Origin of the sequence: Pseudoalteromonas sp. SR45-6, assembly GCF_014163545.1 — a bacterium.
GTDB classification, from domain to species: Bacteria; Pseudomonadota; Gammaproteobacteria; order Enterobacterales; family Alteromonadaceae; genus Pseudoalteromonas; species Pseudoalteromonas rhizosphaerae.
This window is the reverse complement of the sequence record NZ_JACJDM010000007.1, coordinates 26,947-42,724: the sequence shown is the minus strand read 5'-3', so window position 1 is coordinate 42,724 and position 15,778 is coordinate 26,947. Positions and strand designations below refer to the sequence as shown.

Below are 15,778 nucleotides of genomic sequence, written 5' to 3'. Positions count from 1 at the left end.
TGAATTTTTACACTTTTGCGCATACCCAATGGCACTTTATTTATGCTAGTATGAGCGCTGAATTGGCATTAAATGTGACCATAAATAATTATGTTTCAACCTGTTAGCCTGTTTATCGGGCTGAGATACAGTCGCTCCTCGAAAGGGAACGCATTTATCTCTTTTATTTCGTTTTTCTCCATTGCCGGTATCGCCATTGGTTTAATGGCATTATTTACTGTCAGCTCAGTGATGAATGGTTTTGAAAATAACCTTAAAACCAATATGTTGGGCCTCATTCCTCATGTTGAAATTGCGTCTGATGGACAAACTCAAGCACAAATGATCCAGCTGCAAGATACCATTGTTGCGTCCAAATTTGTGAAAAGAGCGAGTTTGTATCGCCATGGTGAAGCCATTTTACAAACCAATCGCGATTTACATGGCGTGCTATTGCAAGGTTTGTACGACGATAACGCATCGCTTTATAAAATCAGCGATAAAGTTATTCAAGGTAATTGGCAAACAGTCATGACATCGCGCTATCACATTGCGGTTAGTCGTTATTTAACACGTAAACTGGGAATTGGTTTAGGTGATAAAGTGCGCGTGATCATGCCTAATGCGTCAACCTATACACCTTTAGGTCGCGTACCAAGCCAACGTTTGTTCACCGTTGCTGCCATTTATGAAACAGGTTCTGAAATTGATATGGGACTTGCTTTTACTAGCGGCGAATCGCTACAACGGGTATTAAAGTTGCCACGAACTAGTGCTCCTAATTTGAGTATTTCACTGAACGATCCTTTTCAACTAGATGCCTTTAGCGCTTCAGCTAGTGCAATTTTAAGTCAACATACAGTCACCGATTGGCGCCAGTCACAAGGTACTTTGTTTGCAGCAGTCGCAATGGAAAAACGCATTATGTCGATGCTGCTGGCGCTGATTGTATTAGTTGCGGTATTTAATATTGTCTCTGCGTTGACCATGATGGTGAGCGAAAAACAAAGTGAAGTGGCTATTTTACAAACGCTTGGCTTAACGCCGGCTCAAGTGCAGCAAGTCTTTATGATCCAAGGTTTGTACAATGGTTTGATTGGTACCAGTATCGGTGCAGCCCTTGGCTTATTACTCAGTGCTTATATCAACGAAGTGCTGGCAGGCATAGGTTTAAACTTGTTAACAGGGATTGCCTTACCAGTAAAATTTGACGTAATGAGCTTATCGCTGATTGCCGTAGGCAGTATTACCATGAGCTTTTTAGCCACTTTATATCCGGCGCGTAAAGCTGCCAATGTTAGCCCAGCAGAGGTATTGCGCTATGAATGATTTAGTTATCCAATGTGAACAGTTAAGTAAAGTGTATCAAGATGGTGAAAATCACGTTGAGGTTTTAAAAGGGGTTGATTTAACCTTACAACAAGGTGAGATGCTGGCTATTGTTGGCAGCTCTGGTTCTGGTAAAAGTACTTTACTGCACATTTTGGGGACTTTGGATTCACAAAGTGCCGGTGTGGCAAAAATTAAAGGTCAACAAGTTGCTAAACTATCACGTGCTGAGCAAGCGAAATTTCGTAATGAGCATTTAGGGTTTATTTATCAGTTCCATCATTTATTAATGGAGTTTAACGCGTTAGAAAATGTTGCGATGCCGCTGTTGATCAAAGGTCTCAGCGCTAAAAAAGCCAATGCTAAAGCCCTCGTAATGCTCGATAAAGTAGGGCTATCGCACCGTAGTAGCCATAAACCATCAATGCTCTCTGGTGGCGAGCGTCAACGGGTGGCAATTGCGCGGGCATTGGTGAGCGAACCTGATTTAGTATTGGCCGATGAGCCAACAGGTAACTTAGACAAACAAAATGCGATTAAAATTTACGATTTGATCAAAGAGCTTAATAGCAGTTTGAATACCAGTTTTGTGGTGGTGACGCACGACCTAGAATTAGCCGATAAGCTGGGTAAAATTGCTTACCTTGATGATGGGAAATTGGCAATTAAAGAGGCCAGCCATGTTGCTTAGTGCCTATTTAAGTAAACGTTTTAGAGCAAGCTCCGGCAGCAGCGATGAAAAAAATGGCTTTGTTAGTTTTATTGCCAAAGCGTCAACCATTGGTATTTTACTCGGCGTTGCAGTGTTAATTGTTGCTTTGTCGGTGATCAATGGCTTTGAACAACAACTAGTACATCGCTTATTAAGCGTTGTGCCACAAGTTGAATATGTTGCGCCTAATCGTCCAATTGATAACTGGCCGGATAAAGTTCAAAAGCTCTCAGAGCAACGTGGCGTAACCGGTGCAGCACCTTTTATTAGTGTCAATGGTATGGCGCAATACAAAAGTGAACTAAAAGCGGTTGAAGTGCGAGGGGTTGATCCTGCTCTAGAAAGTGACGTATCGGCGGTTAATCAGTTTACCCATGGCAAGTTGGTCAGCCAAATAAGCGAAGACGAAATTATTTTAGGCCAACAAATTGTTAAACAATTAGGTGTTAAGCAAGGGGAGTTAATTACCTTATTGATCCCGCAAGTTAACGAGATAAGTACTGAGATTTTAGCACCCAAAAGGGTCACTTTAACCCTTGCGGGTATTATTGAAATGGGTGGCCCTATTGATAGTTCTGCTGCCTTCATCCATCTCAGTAAGGCGCAATCAGTACTTGGTTATGAGCCACTGCAAGTAACAGGGCTTCGCTTAGCAGTAACCGATGTTTTTCAAGCACACCAAATTGCGCTACGGGTTGGCCAAACAATTGATGATTATGTTTATATCTCTAGCTGGTTTAGAACCCAAGGTAGCTTATACCAAGATATACAAATGGTCAGAACTATTGTTTATATTGTGGTGTTTTTAATCATTGCGGTGGCAAGTTTTAATATTGTTTCGTCATTAGTGATGGAAGTACGTGAAAAACAGGCCAACATAGCGATATTAAAAACCATGGGCGCTAAAGACAGTACGATATTAGCGACCTTTATTTTACAAGGACTTAGCCAAGCATTTATTGGCGTGGTACTGGGCTCATTTATAGGTGTGATACTGGCGCTGAACATCAGTGAGCTTTTTACCCTACTGAGTCAGTTGTTAGGCTCAAACCCGCTGGAAGGGGTGTATTTTATTGAGTTTTTACCCAGTAAGCTGGTATGGCAAGATATTGTGATCACTGTTATTGTAACTTTTGTGTTGGCAGTATTAGCCACTATTTACCCTGCATGGCAGGCAACAAGAGTGGAACCAGCCAAGGTATTAGGCAACTAAGGGAAATTTATGTTTAGTTATCAAGTAGTAATAGATTATTGGTTTGATGAACTCGGTCCATCTGGTTGGTATAAAAAATCTGATGCTACAGATATTAAGATACGAGATACATTTAGTGATCTGTTGATAGCTATTACAAAAGGCGAGTATGCGTCTTGGCGAGTGACTGCCTTAGGTGCATTAGCTGAAGTGATTGTGCTTGATCAGTTTTCTCGTAATATTTACCGGGATACCCCTCACGCGTTTAGTCAAGATCCGCAAGCGTTAACATTGGCACAGTTGGCAATCGAAAAAGGCTTTGATCAATTATTACCTGTTGAGCAGCGGGTGTTTTTTTATATGCCGTTTATGCACAGCGAATCGAGCTTTATACACCAACAGGCGATGGTATTATTTAAAGGTTTGAGTAATGAAGATTATGAACTTGCCCATAAAAATATTATCGATCAGTTTGGTCGCTACCCACACCGAAATACTATTTTAGGGCGTCAGTCCAGCGCCGAGGAAGTTGCGTTTTTAGCTCAACCAGGCTCGCAATTTTAATCTAGCTTAGGTATATAAAATAATTGTTTAATTTCAGCAGCTAAATCAGGCGAGCTAAAATCTTTGTGCTGTTTTATCTGTTCAATATTAATAGCATCAAGGCGTTGCTCACTGGCGATCAGCACAATATTTTTATATTGGTTAAATTCAATCACCACAATATGACTGAATAGACTTCGAAGTGTCGTTAGTAGAGCGATTAATTGTTGTTTATTTTTTGCAGTAAAGTTGATGCAGATCTTACCGTATGTGCTAAGTCGCGCATGACAGTCGCACAAAAATGCCTGCTTTTGTAAAAACGCTGGCTGCGATTTACCACTAAAAACATCAATTAAAATCACATCAAATTTGCGGCTACTTTGAGCAATAAATTGTTCAGCACATTGCGCTACAATATGATTGTTGTCATTGAGGAAAAAATACTGCTTAGCTGCTTTAATTACATTCGGATTAATTTCGACAGTCGTTAATTCAAATCCGGCTTTATTAGTCACTGCTCGTTCAAAACAACCGCTGCCTAAACCTAAATTTAATATCTGTGAGGAGGGTTCGCTACAAAGCAAAAATAGCAGCATAGCTTGATTTACCGGATTACATACTTGCTGCGGTTGTGATTTTTCCATTACACCTTGTAAAGTTAGCTTATCCCCGAGTGTAAGCCAACGATAATCAGCATTTTCAAAAATCTTTAGCGTGTCTTGCTTACTTTGGATTGTTGCTACTAGGTATGCATCGGTAGTAAATGGCGTTAAATCAATCATGCCGTTCCTTCATAATGGGGATGTTGAGCAAAACAAAAAATCAATAGGGTGGCCTTGTTAACTCTGCTAAACTGTATGGCTACTCATAAGCCAGCAATACCTGCTTGGTTGTCTTATCTTACTCTGGAATTTACTTTGACTAATAATGATATTTTACGCCGCCTTCGCTATACCTTTAATTTAGCTGATACTACCATGATTGAAATTTTTGCTGCAGCAGATCATGACGTGACTCAACAACAAGTGATTGGTTGGCTAACCAGAGAAGGGGAAGAGGGTTACGTAGATCCAAGTGATACTGAGTTTGCCATTTTTCTAAATGGTTTTATTAATACAAAGCGCGGTAAGCGCGACGGTGAGCAACCAGCGCCAGAAAGTAAATTAAATAATAATATTATTTTAATGAAATTACGTATCGCATTAAATATGAAAACGGAAGACGTGATCGATGTCCTTGCCTTAACTGATTTTAGTTTGAGTAAGCATGAGTTAAGTGCATTTTCTCGTAAAGCCGATAACAAGCATTATCGTGTATGTAATGACCAAATATTACGTAACTTTTTAACTGGTTTACAGCTACAACTTCGTCCAGAGGCAAGCGGCGAATAATTTACGTGTTCATATCCGTATTTATATCGTACGGGTATGATTTTTAACCCCACTTTAAGCATCGGTGTTTTAAGCAGCCCTCTGCGTTAGTATTTAAATCTTTATTTATTCACATTTCATAAATTTATATTCTTTTTTAATGAGCGTTAATTGTTGCTCTTGCGTATCAACTCAAAAATAATTCACGTTATCGAACGTTAAATATATAGGTTTATCATGTTACAGTGTTAAAAATATTACAATTTTTAAGGCTCTTAACTAGATGACCCATAAACTTGATCACGTCTATTTTAACATCTGAGACAAGCATAACTTTTAACACGGAAGAATAATTATGAATTATATCCATGATACCATTGCACATTTAAAACAAACTAGCCCAGCACAATGCGAATTTTATCAAGCCGTTGAAGAAGTGCTTGAATCACTTGAACCTATTCTTGAAAACTCAGCCGACTATCAAAAGAATGCGATTATTCAACGTCTAGTTGAACCTGAACGTCAAATTATGTTTAGAGTCCCTTGGGTTGATGATGACGGTAACATTCATGTCAATAAAGGCTATCGAATTGAATTTAACTCAAGCTTAGGTCCATACAAAGGTGGTTTACGTTTCCATCCAAGTGTAAATGCCAGCATCATAAAATTTTTAGGGTTTGAGCAAATTTTTAAAAATGCGTTAACTGGCTTACCGATTGGTGGTGGTAAAGGCGGCGCAAACTTTGATCCTAAGGGCCGCTCTGACAGCGAAATAATGCGTTTTTGCCAATCATTTATCAATGAGTTGTATCGTCATATCGGCCCAACCACCGATGTGCCTGCGGGTGATATTGGCGTTGGGGCACGCGAAATAGGCTATATGTTTGGTCAATATAAACGGTTGACCGGACGTTACGACGGTGCGTTTACCGGCAAAAGTTTATTGTGGGGTGGATCATTGGCTCGAAAAGAAGCGACAGGATATGGCGCTGTTTATTTTGCCAATTACATGTTGCAAGACAATGATGACTCACTTAAAGGTAAGCGCTGTTTAGTTTCTGGTGCCGGGAACGTGGCAATTTACGCGATGGAAAAACTTTATCAATTAGAGGCAACACCTATCACTTGCAGTGATTCAAGCGGTACGCTGTATCATGAATCAGGTATTGATGTTGCACTTGTTAAAAAGCTTAAAGAAGGTGCGCGTGAAAGTTTAGCTGTCTATTTAGAAACCCACAGCGATGCGAAGTATATTGCTTGTGCAGATTACCCAAGTGATGGACATGCGGTATGGCGTTTTGTTGCTGATGCCGCTTTTCCCTGTGCGACGCAAAATGAGTTAACTGAAGCTGATGCGCGAACGTTAATAAGCAATGGCTGTATATTAGTTTGTGAAGGCGCAAATATGCCAAGTACTAAAGAAGCGGTCGATGTGTTGCTTGCTGCTAAAATAGCCTATGGCCCTGGCAAAGCAGCTAATGCGGGTGGTGTTGCGACGAGCCAATTAGAAATGGCGCAAAATGCCAGTATGCAAATGTGGACATTCGAAGAGGTCGATACTAAGCTGCAACAAATAATGAAAAATATCTTTGATACTGCAAGTGATACAGCCGCTGAATTTGATCAACCTGGTAATTTAGTGTTAGGTGCTAATATTGCTGCTTTTCGTCGTGTAGCCGATGCTATGATTGAGCAAGGTGTTGTTTAACATACGATAGTTTTACTATGCATAAGCCCACTATATTGGTGGGTTTTTTATTGACGTATATTTGTTCATACCGCGATTATTATCCCGTTTATCTAACCAATCAGTGATTGAACGAGTTAAACAGGTGTTGGTCTCAAAATTATTTGCAGCAGGTAACTGCTCACGTATTGTATATTTATCAAATAATAAAGAGCATCAACACTATGTCTGATCATAAAACCTATCAGCTATCGACCCTCAAGCCCGCAATTTTAATAACTACATTGTTTATTTCAACAAGCACCTTGGCCGCTGAGCTAAATTATCAAGATCAAACCAAGCTTCATGATATTGCCGCTGATGTTTCAGCAACACGTATTGGCAGTGATATTCAAACACTTGTTGATTTTGGCACTCGTCATACGTTATCAGATACGAAATCAAACACCCGAGGAATTGGTGCAGCTCGGCGTTGGATCAAGGCTGAGTTTGAGAAAATTTCTCAGCAATGCGGTGGCTGTTTAGAAGTAATAGAAGTTAAAGATACCATTTCTGGCGAAAAGCGTATTCCAAATCCTGTTGAAGTGGTGAATATTATTGCTATTCAACGCGGTACTGATCAGCCAAACCGGATGGTGATGATGTCGGGCGATATTGATTCACGGGTCAGCGATGTAATGGATTTTACCAGCGACGCACCAGGGGCGAATGATAATGCATCGGGTGTTGCTGGGGTGATTGAATCAGCTCGCGTGTTATCTAAATATAAATTTAATGGCTCAATTGTTTATGCCGCACTTTCAGGCGAAGAGCAAGGACTGTTTGGTGGTAAAATTTTAGCCGACTATGCACAAAAGCAAGGCTGGCAAGTACACGGTGTACTCAATAATGACATGATTGGTAATATTACTGGTATTAATGGCGTTACTGATAACACGACTGCACGTATTTTCTCTGAAGGTACGCGGGTTATCGAAACCAAAGAGCAAGCGCATAAACGCCGTTTTACCGGTGGCGAGGTCGATTCAGCTAGTCGTAATTTAGCCCGTTATATCGATACCATTGCCGATCGCTATATTCCCAATCTTGACACATTGCTAGTTTATCGACTCGATCGCTTTGGTCGAGGAGGGCATCATCGCCCGTTTAACGACATGGGTTATGCTGCTGTAAGAGTAATGGAAACGAACGAAAATTATAACCATCAACATCAAGACTTACGCACTGAGGATGGTATTGTTTATGGTGATACCATTGATGGCGTTGATTTTGATTATACCGCAAAATTAACAGCGCTTAATGCGGTAAGTTTAGCGTCAATGGCATGGGCACCGGCACCACCTAATAACGTTGAAATATCAGGTGCTGTGCAACCTAGTACGACCTTAAAATGGCAAAAAAATAATGATAAAACGACCACGGGGTACAGACTCTATTGGCGTTATACCAGTGAACCACAATGGCAGTTTAGCCGCTATGTGGGTGATGTAAGTGAAGCGACTCTTAAAAATGTAGTCATTGATAATTATTATTTTGGGGTTGCTGCGGTTAATAAAGACGGTATTGAATCACCGGTGGTTTTCCCTGGCGATGTAGGTGCGTTTGAGCAAACACTAAAGTAATGTGTAGCGTCTGATATTCAAGCGTAATTACAGTTGCGCTTGAATATCAGGCAAGACAATTTAGTAGCGGACTTCGCAATTGAACAGCAATAGTTGTATTTTATGTTGACCTTAGTTTATGAATGTACACTTTTCATACAATAATTTCAGTGAATACTTGAAGTTAATGGCTTTTTCGTATTATGGTGGAGTTAAATGTGAATTAGTTGACAGTGTATGAATCTATTTTTGCTGATTGCAGGCAGCTTAAGTGCTTTAGCCGCACTCGCTCACCTTGGTTGTATTGTTTTTGGTGCGCCGTGGTATCGCTTTTTCGGTGCTGGTGAGCACATGGCAATGCTCGCAGAGCAGGGTAAGTTGACGCCTTCGCTGATCACTTTCTTCATCGCTTTTGTATTAAGCGTTTGGTCGTTATATGCTTTTTCAGCCGCGGGTTTGTTCAAACAGCTACCTTTCATACGCTTTGTGTTAGTTGTGGTAACTGCGATTTATTTCGCGGTATTGCAGGATTATATTTAATGACTAATCCGCTAGGACGCAGTGAGATGTTTTGGCTTTGGAGCTCGATCATTTGTTTACTGATTGGCGGCTTTCATTTTATAGGATTAAAACAACAATGGCTGGTTTTATCAGTTAAATATTAGCAAGGAAGGAAGCAATGTCTTTATTTGTATCGACGGATTTTAACCCCCCAGAAGCGCTGCAGACAACTGCGTTTTATTTTACCCCATTAAATGAGCAGGTAGTCGAGCTTGATTTTACTGCTGTAATGTCAAGTGTGCCGCAGCTAAAAGGTATATTCGCCCCCAAGCCTGATTGGCCAAAAGCCGATATGACCCTTGAAGAGAATCGTCAAAGCTTAGCTCAACATGCCGCAGAGTTTAACGAAAAAAAAGCATTTGCTTATGCAATATTAAACCCGAAAAAAACACGCTGCCTAGGCTCAGTGTATATCGATCCTGGGGTAAACAATGAATTCGATAGTGAGATTACTTTTTGGCTACGTAATGATAGTCAGGAATTAAATAATACCTTACGGTTATGCATCTTACATTGGCTCGCTGAGCATTGGCCATTTGAACGAGTACGATTAATTTCAACTAAGTATCAGGCAAGCTTTAGTTTGTAATACCAAAAGTTTATAACGCAATGCAGGTCATACTCATTAGCGGATGTGTTGTGTTAGCTGGCTGATAACATACTGCGGTTTGTTATCTGTGTCAGTGCTGCTAATCCGGGTAGCGCATTTGCCAAAATTACATTATCAAGGCTGTTGTTATGTGTCCTCAGCTGTTGTATTTAAATCAGGCATAAGGTTAAGTCTGTTATGGATCGCGTGATGAACGAACGAAAGCTTAGTGCGTACCGCCTGCGTTAAAACAAATGGATAAGCATCAGCTAAGCCCATGCTGCGATTTAACGAATTTAAAATAATCGAAAATTCCATCCAGCTATCTAACATTACTGAGATTGATGTTTGGCTATTAAAGTAATACGAGTTTTGCGGTAGCCTTAACTCATCAGTGTCCTCAACTTCAAATTCATTACCGAGTGTAGAACCGGTAATAGAGAAATTTTTTGCTGTCTCTAAAGTATCAATAATATGCATGTAGTGCGCCCAAGTTTCTGCCCAGTCTTCAAAAGGGTGCATGGTGGCGTATTCACTAATATAGTTTTCATGCCAATTAGCAGGAGCGCCATTTTTATAATGGGCATCAATCGCTTGTTGGTAATCTAAAGAATCATCGCCAAAATATTGTTTACATAGAGCATGTTTATGCGGTGAATTTGCAATTAACTGGTCAAAATAATAATGTCCTAACTCATGACGAAAATGACCAAGCAAAGTGCGATAGCGCTCACCCATAGCATGCTTTGTTTGTGAGCGAGCGACATCATCAGCTTCAGCCAAATTGATAGTAATATGGCCGCAGTTATGGCCAGTAAAAACATTTTCTTGACCTGCTAATTTAGTCACAAAATGGTCATTAACACTGCGGTCGGTTATAAAATCAAAACTAAGGCCACCTTCGGCATCTTGGCTGAGGTTGTTTAATGGTAAAGAAAGCGCTTTAAGCGTATACAATGCTCGGCGTTTTGCTGTTTCCATTTTGGTCCAAAGTGGAATGTGTTGATTAATACTTAGATCTGGGATTGTTTCATTAAACCGACATGCGAAACACAGCACTTCTTCTGTGTCTGGGGCTGGTACAAAACTGTTGATATCAACCATGCCATTGCATGCCTTATAGTGTGCATTGTTATCACATTTCTGATAAGGCACGTCAGGGGCTGACGTTTTGTAATATAAGCCCGTTGTGTCATTAAATTCGTAGGGTTCTACAAGGTTAAAATTATCATCAATACCAACAGTTTTGCCACAGGCAAGGCAGTGACTACTTTCAAAAAACAATATTTGATTATCTTTGCAGTTACATTTAAACGTTTTCATATTTTCTTACCGTATCCGTTGATAAATACAATGACAAATTATTCAGTGAACAGACTTACATTAGCTATATTGCTAACAAATTATATAGTTAGCAAATTATAAAATTAATAAGCCTGAGATTACTTGCCGTTAAATTCGTTGCAATAAATCTGATTTTTTTTCATTAAACTCAGCATCAGTGAGTGCGCCTAAATCACGTAATTGTGCTAATTTTTCAATAATGTCGAGGGTTTCATTCACTGAGTATTGCGAAGCATTAATAGCTGTCGACTCGCTACTCATCATTTTATCATTTAAGCCTGTCTCAGGGGGAGATTGCTGTTGTTTTGCAAAGTCTGTTGATTGGGCAAAGTTGGTATTGTGACTTGAATGTGTCTGAGTGAAGCTATCATCAGCAATCACTGGCAAACTATTTACGCTAATGTTTCCCCACTGGCTACTAAAGGTAAGCGATATATCGTTGCCTTGTTGCTGGCTTACCCCCCCGATCTGGTGATCGAGTGTATCATAGACTGTGACCTGACCATTTTTTTCAATGGCTAAGCGATTAGGGAAGACAGCATATCGGGTGTTGTTTTGTGAACCGGTACTCGATGGATTACCTAAATTAACTGGCCACCACTGGTTGCTTCCTAAAGTACCTGCAGGAATGACGGGGAAAACTTGGTTGTTTGCTAAAATAGTGGCAAGTTCGTTACATAAGTTATCAACGGTGTTTTTCAAGCCATTATTGAACATGTCTCCTACCATTGTCATTCCACCGCGCATCCATTGACCTGAGCCGCCAAGTTCTGGGCAATTAAACTGCGCCATTGAACCGCCGCCATTATTTACTGCAACTAACATATGTACTACTGCCCCATAACTTAAACCATAGCGGGCAGATATCCCTTTAACCAAGTTGTCACCAATGTTTGTTAATGTTTGCATAAATAGCGTCCTTAATATGAAGATAGGCGGGATGTGTATTACGTCATGATCTAACTGTGAACAATCTACCTTAAGCATTGATGCTAATCATAAATTAGCAAAATAAAATGCCAACATTGCTTGTTTAAAGACACTAAGCTTGCTAGTTTGGCTTTCAGGGCGATTAAAAATCAAACTACTATAACACTGTTAAGAAGCTTAATCGTGGTTTTATTGTGAACTATTTTTTAAGTTCGTTTTAGCGAAGCATTTAACTGGTGTTGTGATTAATTGGGACTTTTTTCTATTTAATCGCTAGAAAAAACAGGCATGCTTTATTGGTGAATTACATAAAATAATAAGCGCTGTGTGATTTTTAATACCTAGCTTTGTGCTAATTTGGTGCGGATGTCGCACCAAATAATTCTTCACAGCGCTCGCTCTTTGATTCTAAACAGTCAATAGTGACCAATATATAGGCTAACAGCCTAATTTTATTATGTAATCTATATGGAATGTATATTGCTTAAATAGCAGGCAGGTAGTAGTAAGTTATACTTAAATGGCTATACAAAAAATTAAAGAGGGATTAATCGATGACAATTACTGTTGGTATAGCGCACCATACTCAATACAAGTACGACCGCCCAGTAAATATGGGGCCGCATATTTTCCGCTTACGTCCAGCACCGCATAGCCGAACTAAAATTAAAAGCTATTCATTAAAAATAGTGCCGGAAGATCATTACATCAATTGGCAGCAAGACCCTTTTGGTAATTATCAGGCAAGAGTGGTATTTAATAGCCCCACAACTGAGTTTAGTTTTACTGTTGATTTAGTGGCTGAAATGACGGTAATTAATCCGTTTGATTTCTTTTTAGAAGAATATGCTGAAGAGTTTCCATTTGAATACGATAAAGTCGCAAAGGCTGAGCTTAATCCCTATTTAAAAAAACGTAAGGCGAGTCCTAAGTTTTTAGAATTGATTGATTCGTTACGTCCGGAAAAACCAATCAGAAGTGTTGATTTTTTAGTTGCGGTCAATCAGTCAATTTATAATCTTGTTGGCTACGGCATTCGTTTAGAGCCTGGAGTTCAAACGGCGAACGAAACCATCACAAAAAAAACCGGTTCATGTCGAGATTCTGCGTGGTTGTTAGTACAACTGTTTCGTCATTTAGGTTTGGCTGCTCGTTTTGTATCTGGTTATTTAATCCAACTTACATCAGATCAAAAATCACTTGATGGCCCAAGTGGTCCTGATGAAGATTTTACTGATTTACACGCATGGACGGAAGTATATATTCCAGGCGCAGGTTGGATCGGGCTTGATCCTACCTCCGGCTTATTTGCTGGGGAAGGCCATATTCCGCTTGCATGCACACCTGAACCTAGCTCAGCAGCACCTGTCTCTGGTGGCATAGATAAGTGCGAATCAGAATTTAGTTTTTATAACAAAGTAACGCGCGTACATGAAGACCCTCGCGTTACAAAGCCGTATTCAGAAACACAATGGGCTGCAATAAACCGCTTGGGTCAGCAAGTTGATGATGTATATGTTAAGGAAGGTGTTCATTTAACAATGGGCGGTGAGCCGACGTTTATTTCTATTGATGATATGGAACATCCCCAATGGAACACAGAAGCCGACGGTAAAGAAAAACGAGTGCTAGCACAAAGCTTATTTATTGCGATGAACAAAGCATATACCAAAGGTGGCTTTACACATTATGGGCAAGGTAAATGGTATCCGGGAGAGTCACTGCCTCGCTGGCAATATGCATGTTATTGGCGAAAAGACGGTGAAGCTTTGTGGCAAGATGCCAGTTTATTAGCTGATCCGAATAAAGATTATAAATTAGACCACACAGATACCAAGCGTTTTACAGAACAGCTATGTGCAGAAATAGGCCTTGAAACCAAGGCTATCACTACAGCCTATGAAGATATTTTATATCATTTATGGCAAGAGGCATCGTTACCCAAAGAGGTGGGGCCTAAACAGCCTGAACTTCTTAGTGCAATGAGCCGTAAAGGCTTTTTAGCTAAAATGGAACAAGGTATTGAAAAGCCTGTTGGTTATGCATTGCCGCTGCAGTTTAATCAAGCGAAACATTGCTGGCAGTCATGCAAATGGGAATTTAAACGCGAATACTGTTTTTTATTACCAGGTGAATCACCCCTTGGTTATAGATTACCGCTTGATAGCCTTGAGTGGACAAGCAACATTATTGAGCGAGATCCGTTTGATATTCCAGATAACTTTACAAAAGCTAAAAAACTGCAAAAAGGCTTTATTGGTCAACAGATGATCAAAACCGCAATGGCATTGGAAGTAAGAGAAGGGCGGTTGTACATCTTTATGCCCCCAACGAGCCATTTTGAACATTATATGTCGCTGTTAAATGCGATTGAAAGCACCGCAAAAGCCCTGCAAATCCCGGTAGTTATTGAAGGCTATAGCCCGCCTAAAGATAGTCGTGTAGAAAAATACGCCGTGACACCTGATCCAGGTGTCATTGAAGTGAACATCCACCCATCTTCGTCATGGCAGCAATTAGTTGATAGAACAACGACACTTTACGATCTAGCCAAACAAGCACGCTTAGGAACAGATAAGTTTATGGCGGACGGTCGTCATACCGGCACCGGGGGTGGTAATCATGTCACTTTAGGTGGTGAAACACCGCAGCAAAGCCCGTTCTTACGACGCCCAGATATTTTAAGAAGTTTTATTACTTATTGGCAGCACCATCCTGGATTATCTTATTTATTTTCAGGTTTATTTATTGGCCCTACAAGCCAAGCACCTCGTGTGGATGAAGCACGTGATGAGTTGCTCTATGAGCTTGAAATCGCATTTTCACATATGCCTGAAGGGGAAGTGCCTGAGCCATGGCTCGTTGATCGTTTGTTACGCAACTTACTTGTTGATTTAACAGGTAATACACACAGGGCGGAGTTTTGTATTGATAAGCTATATTCACCCGATTCAGCAACAGGACGACTAGGTATTGTCGAGTTTAGGGGATTTGAAATGCCACCTCACTCACAAATGAGCTTAGTGCAAATGTTGTTATTACGGACTTTATTAGCTTGGTTTTGGAAAAAGCCTTATCACAAACCGTTGATCCGTTGGGGCACCGAATTACATGATAAATTTTTATTACCTCAGTATGTTGAAAATGATTTAGCTGAGGTTGTTAGAGATCTGCAGCAAGCTGGTTTTGCATTCCAAGTAAGTTGGCTAAACCCATTTTTTGAGTTTAGGTTCCCTGTTTGCGGCACCCGAGAACTCGATGATGTGACGTTAGAGCTTAGAACCGCGATTGAACCTTGGCATGTACTGGGTGAAGAAGCCAGTGCATCTGGTACTGCTCGGTATGTTGATTCGTCATTAGAGCGCGTGCAAATCAAAGTAATTGGCACAATGAGTGACCGCTATATCGTTACGTGTAATGGCCGACGCGTGCCGCTTAAAATTGTTAAAGGCAAAGCGAAAGATGAAATGGTTGCTGGGATCCGTTACCGTGCATGGCAGCCACCAACAGCGCTGCATCCTACAATTGGTGTACATGCACCGTTAGTATTTGATCTGATCGATACCTGGGAAGGCCGCTCAATGGGTGGTTTTGTCTACCATGTTAGTCATGCTGGTGGGCGAAATCCAGAAACATTACCCGTTAATGCATTTGAAGCTGAAGGGCGAAGGGTTGCACGATTTTGGGAGCATGGTCACACACCATCATTATTAGCATCTGATCAGCCTAGTTGGAGCCCATCGGCTGCGACACGAAGCTTTGAATCAGCACAATCGGTGAGTGAATTTGTTGTTCCCGATGAAGAAAATACTAATTCAGATTACCCTAATACGCTCGATTTAAGGAGACAACCTAAGTTCAAATAAATCATATTTTTGGGTTGTTAATTGTATGACTCCACTTTGACATTACGCAAAGTAGAGTCATTATTTAACAGACGC

The 15,778-nt window shown here is 40.5% G+C and carries 13 protein-coding genes; 10 read left to right on the top strand and 3 right to left on the bottom strand.

Annotated features, from left to right (window positions below; all coding sequences use genetic code 11):
• Positions 1-90 precede the first annotated feature (90 nt).
• From H5158_RS05230 to H5158_RS05215, 4 genes are read left to right on the top strand one after another with little or no spacing between them, the layout of a single operon-like run.
• A complete protein-coding gene (locus H5158_RS05230; protein WP_182739611.1) occupies positions 91-1,308 on the top strand; it encodes a lipoprotein-releasing ABC transporter permease subunit in 1,218 nt (405 codons plus the stop codon).
• Positions 1,301-1,999 carry a lipoprotein-releasing ABC transporter ATP-binding protein LolD gene (gene lolD, locus H5158_RS05225; RefSeq protein ID WP_145233154.1) on the top strand — a complete coding sequence of 233 codons (699 nt, stop codon included), beginning with the start codon at positions 1,301-1,303 and terminating at the stop codon, positions 1,997-1,999. The genes H5158_RS05230 and lolD overlap by 8 nt, the downstream gene beginning before the upstream one ends.
• Positions 1,989-3,233, top strand: coding sequence for a lipoprotein-releasing ABC transporter permease subunit (locus tag H5158_RS05220; RefSeq protein WP_182739610.1), 1,245 nt, complete (start codon positions 1,989-1,991; stop codon positions 3,231-3,233). Before lolD ends, H5158_RS05220 begins: the two co-directional genes overlap by 11 nt.
• Positions 3,234-3,242: 9 nt before the next feature.
• A complete protein-coding gene (locus H5158_RS05215) occupies positions 3,243-3,776 on the top strand; it encodes a DUF924 family protein (protein WP_182717426.1) in 534 nt (177 codons plus the stop codon).
• Here the strand turns inward: H5158_RS05215 and H5158_RS05210 are convergent.
• Positions 3,773-4,537 carry a spermidine synthase gene (locus tag H5158_RS05210; RefSeq protein WP_182739609.1) on the bottom strand — a complete coding sequence of 255 codons (765 nt, stop codon included), beginning with the start codon at positions 4,535-4,537 and terminating at the stop codon, positions 3,773-3,775. The genes H5158_RS05215 and H5158_RS05210 overlap by 4 nt on opposite strands.
• A gap of 135 nt (positions 4,538-4,672) precedes the next feature.
• On the opposite strand from H5158_RS05210, the gene H5158_RS05205 reads away from it, so the two are divergent.
• The 5 genes from H5158_RS05205 (at position 4,673) to H5158_RS05185 (ending at position 9,563) form a co-directional block, all read left to right on the top strand.
• Entirely contained in the window at positions 4,673-5,146 is a 474-nt protein-coding gene (locus H5158_RS05205) for a DUF1456 family protein (protein WP_145233406.1), read from the top strand.
• A 334-nt stretch (positions 5,147-5,480) separates the two neighbouring features.
• On the top strand, positions 5,481-6,833 hold the full coding sequence (gdhA, locus tag H5158_RS05200) for an NADP-specific glutamate dehydrogenase (protein ID WP_182739608.1): 1,353 nt from the start codon (positions 5,481-5,483) through the stop codon (positions 6,831-6,833).
• Between the two features lie 203 nt (positions 6,834-7,036).
• Positions 7,037-8,434: a M28 family peptidase gene (locus H5158_RS05195; RefSeq protein ID WP_149982512.1), complete on the top strand. Its 1,398-nt coding sequence runs from the start codon at positions 7,037-7,039 to the stop codon at positions 8,432-8,434.
• A 216-nt stretch (positions 8,435-8,650) separates the two neighbouring features.
• Positions 8,651-8,953, top strand: coding sequence for a hypothetical protein (locus tag H5158_RS05190; protein WP_310736219.1), 303 nt, complete (start codon positions 8,651-8,653; stop codon positions 8,951-8,953).
• 139 nt (positions 8,954-9,092) lie between these two features.
• Complete coding sequence (locus H5158_RS05185; RefSeq protein ID WP_182717431.1) at positions 9,093-9,563, top strand: hypothetical protein; 471 nt, start codon at positions 9,093-9,095, stop codon at positions 9,561-9,563.
• Between the two features lie 147 nt (positions 9,564-9,710).
• Here H5158_RS05185 and H5158_RS05180 read toward each other — a convergent pair whose 3' ends face one another.
• Positions 9,711-10,886, bottom strand: a complete 1,176-nt coding sequence (locus H5158_RS05180; protein WP_182739607.1) for a putative zinc-binding metallopeptidase — start codon at positions 10,884-10,886, stop codon at positions 9,711-9,713.
• Between the two features lie 129 nt (positions 10,887-11,015).
• Positions 11,016-11,816 (bottom strand): SHOCT domain-containing protein, encoded by an 801-nt coding sequence (locus tag H5158_RS05175; RefSeq protein ID WP_182717432.1) that lies wholly within the window; start codon positions 11,814-11,816, stop codon positions 11,016-11,018.
• Positions 11,817-12,391: 575 nt separating this feature from the next.
• On the opposite strand from H5158_RS05175, the gene H5158_RS05170 reads away from it, so the two are divergent.
• Positions 12,392-15,703 carry a DUF2126 domain-containing protein gene (locus H5158_RS05170; RefSeq protein ID WP_145233164.1) on the top strand — a complete coding sequence of 1,104 codons (3,312 nt, stop codon included), beginning with the start codon at positions 12,392-12,394 and terminating at the stop codon, positions 15,701-15,703.
• Positions 15,704-15,778: the final 75 nt, after the last annotated feature.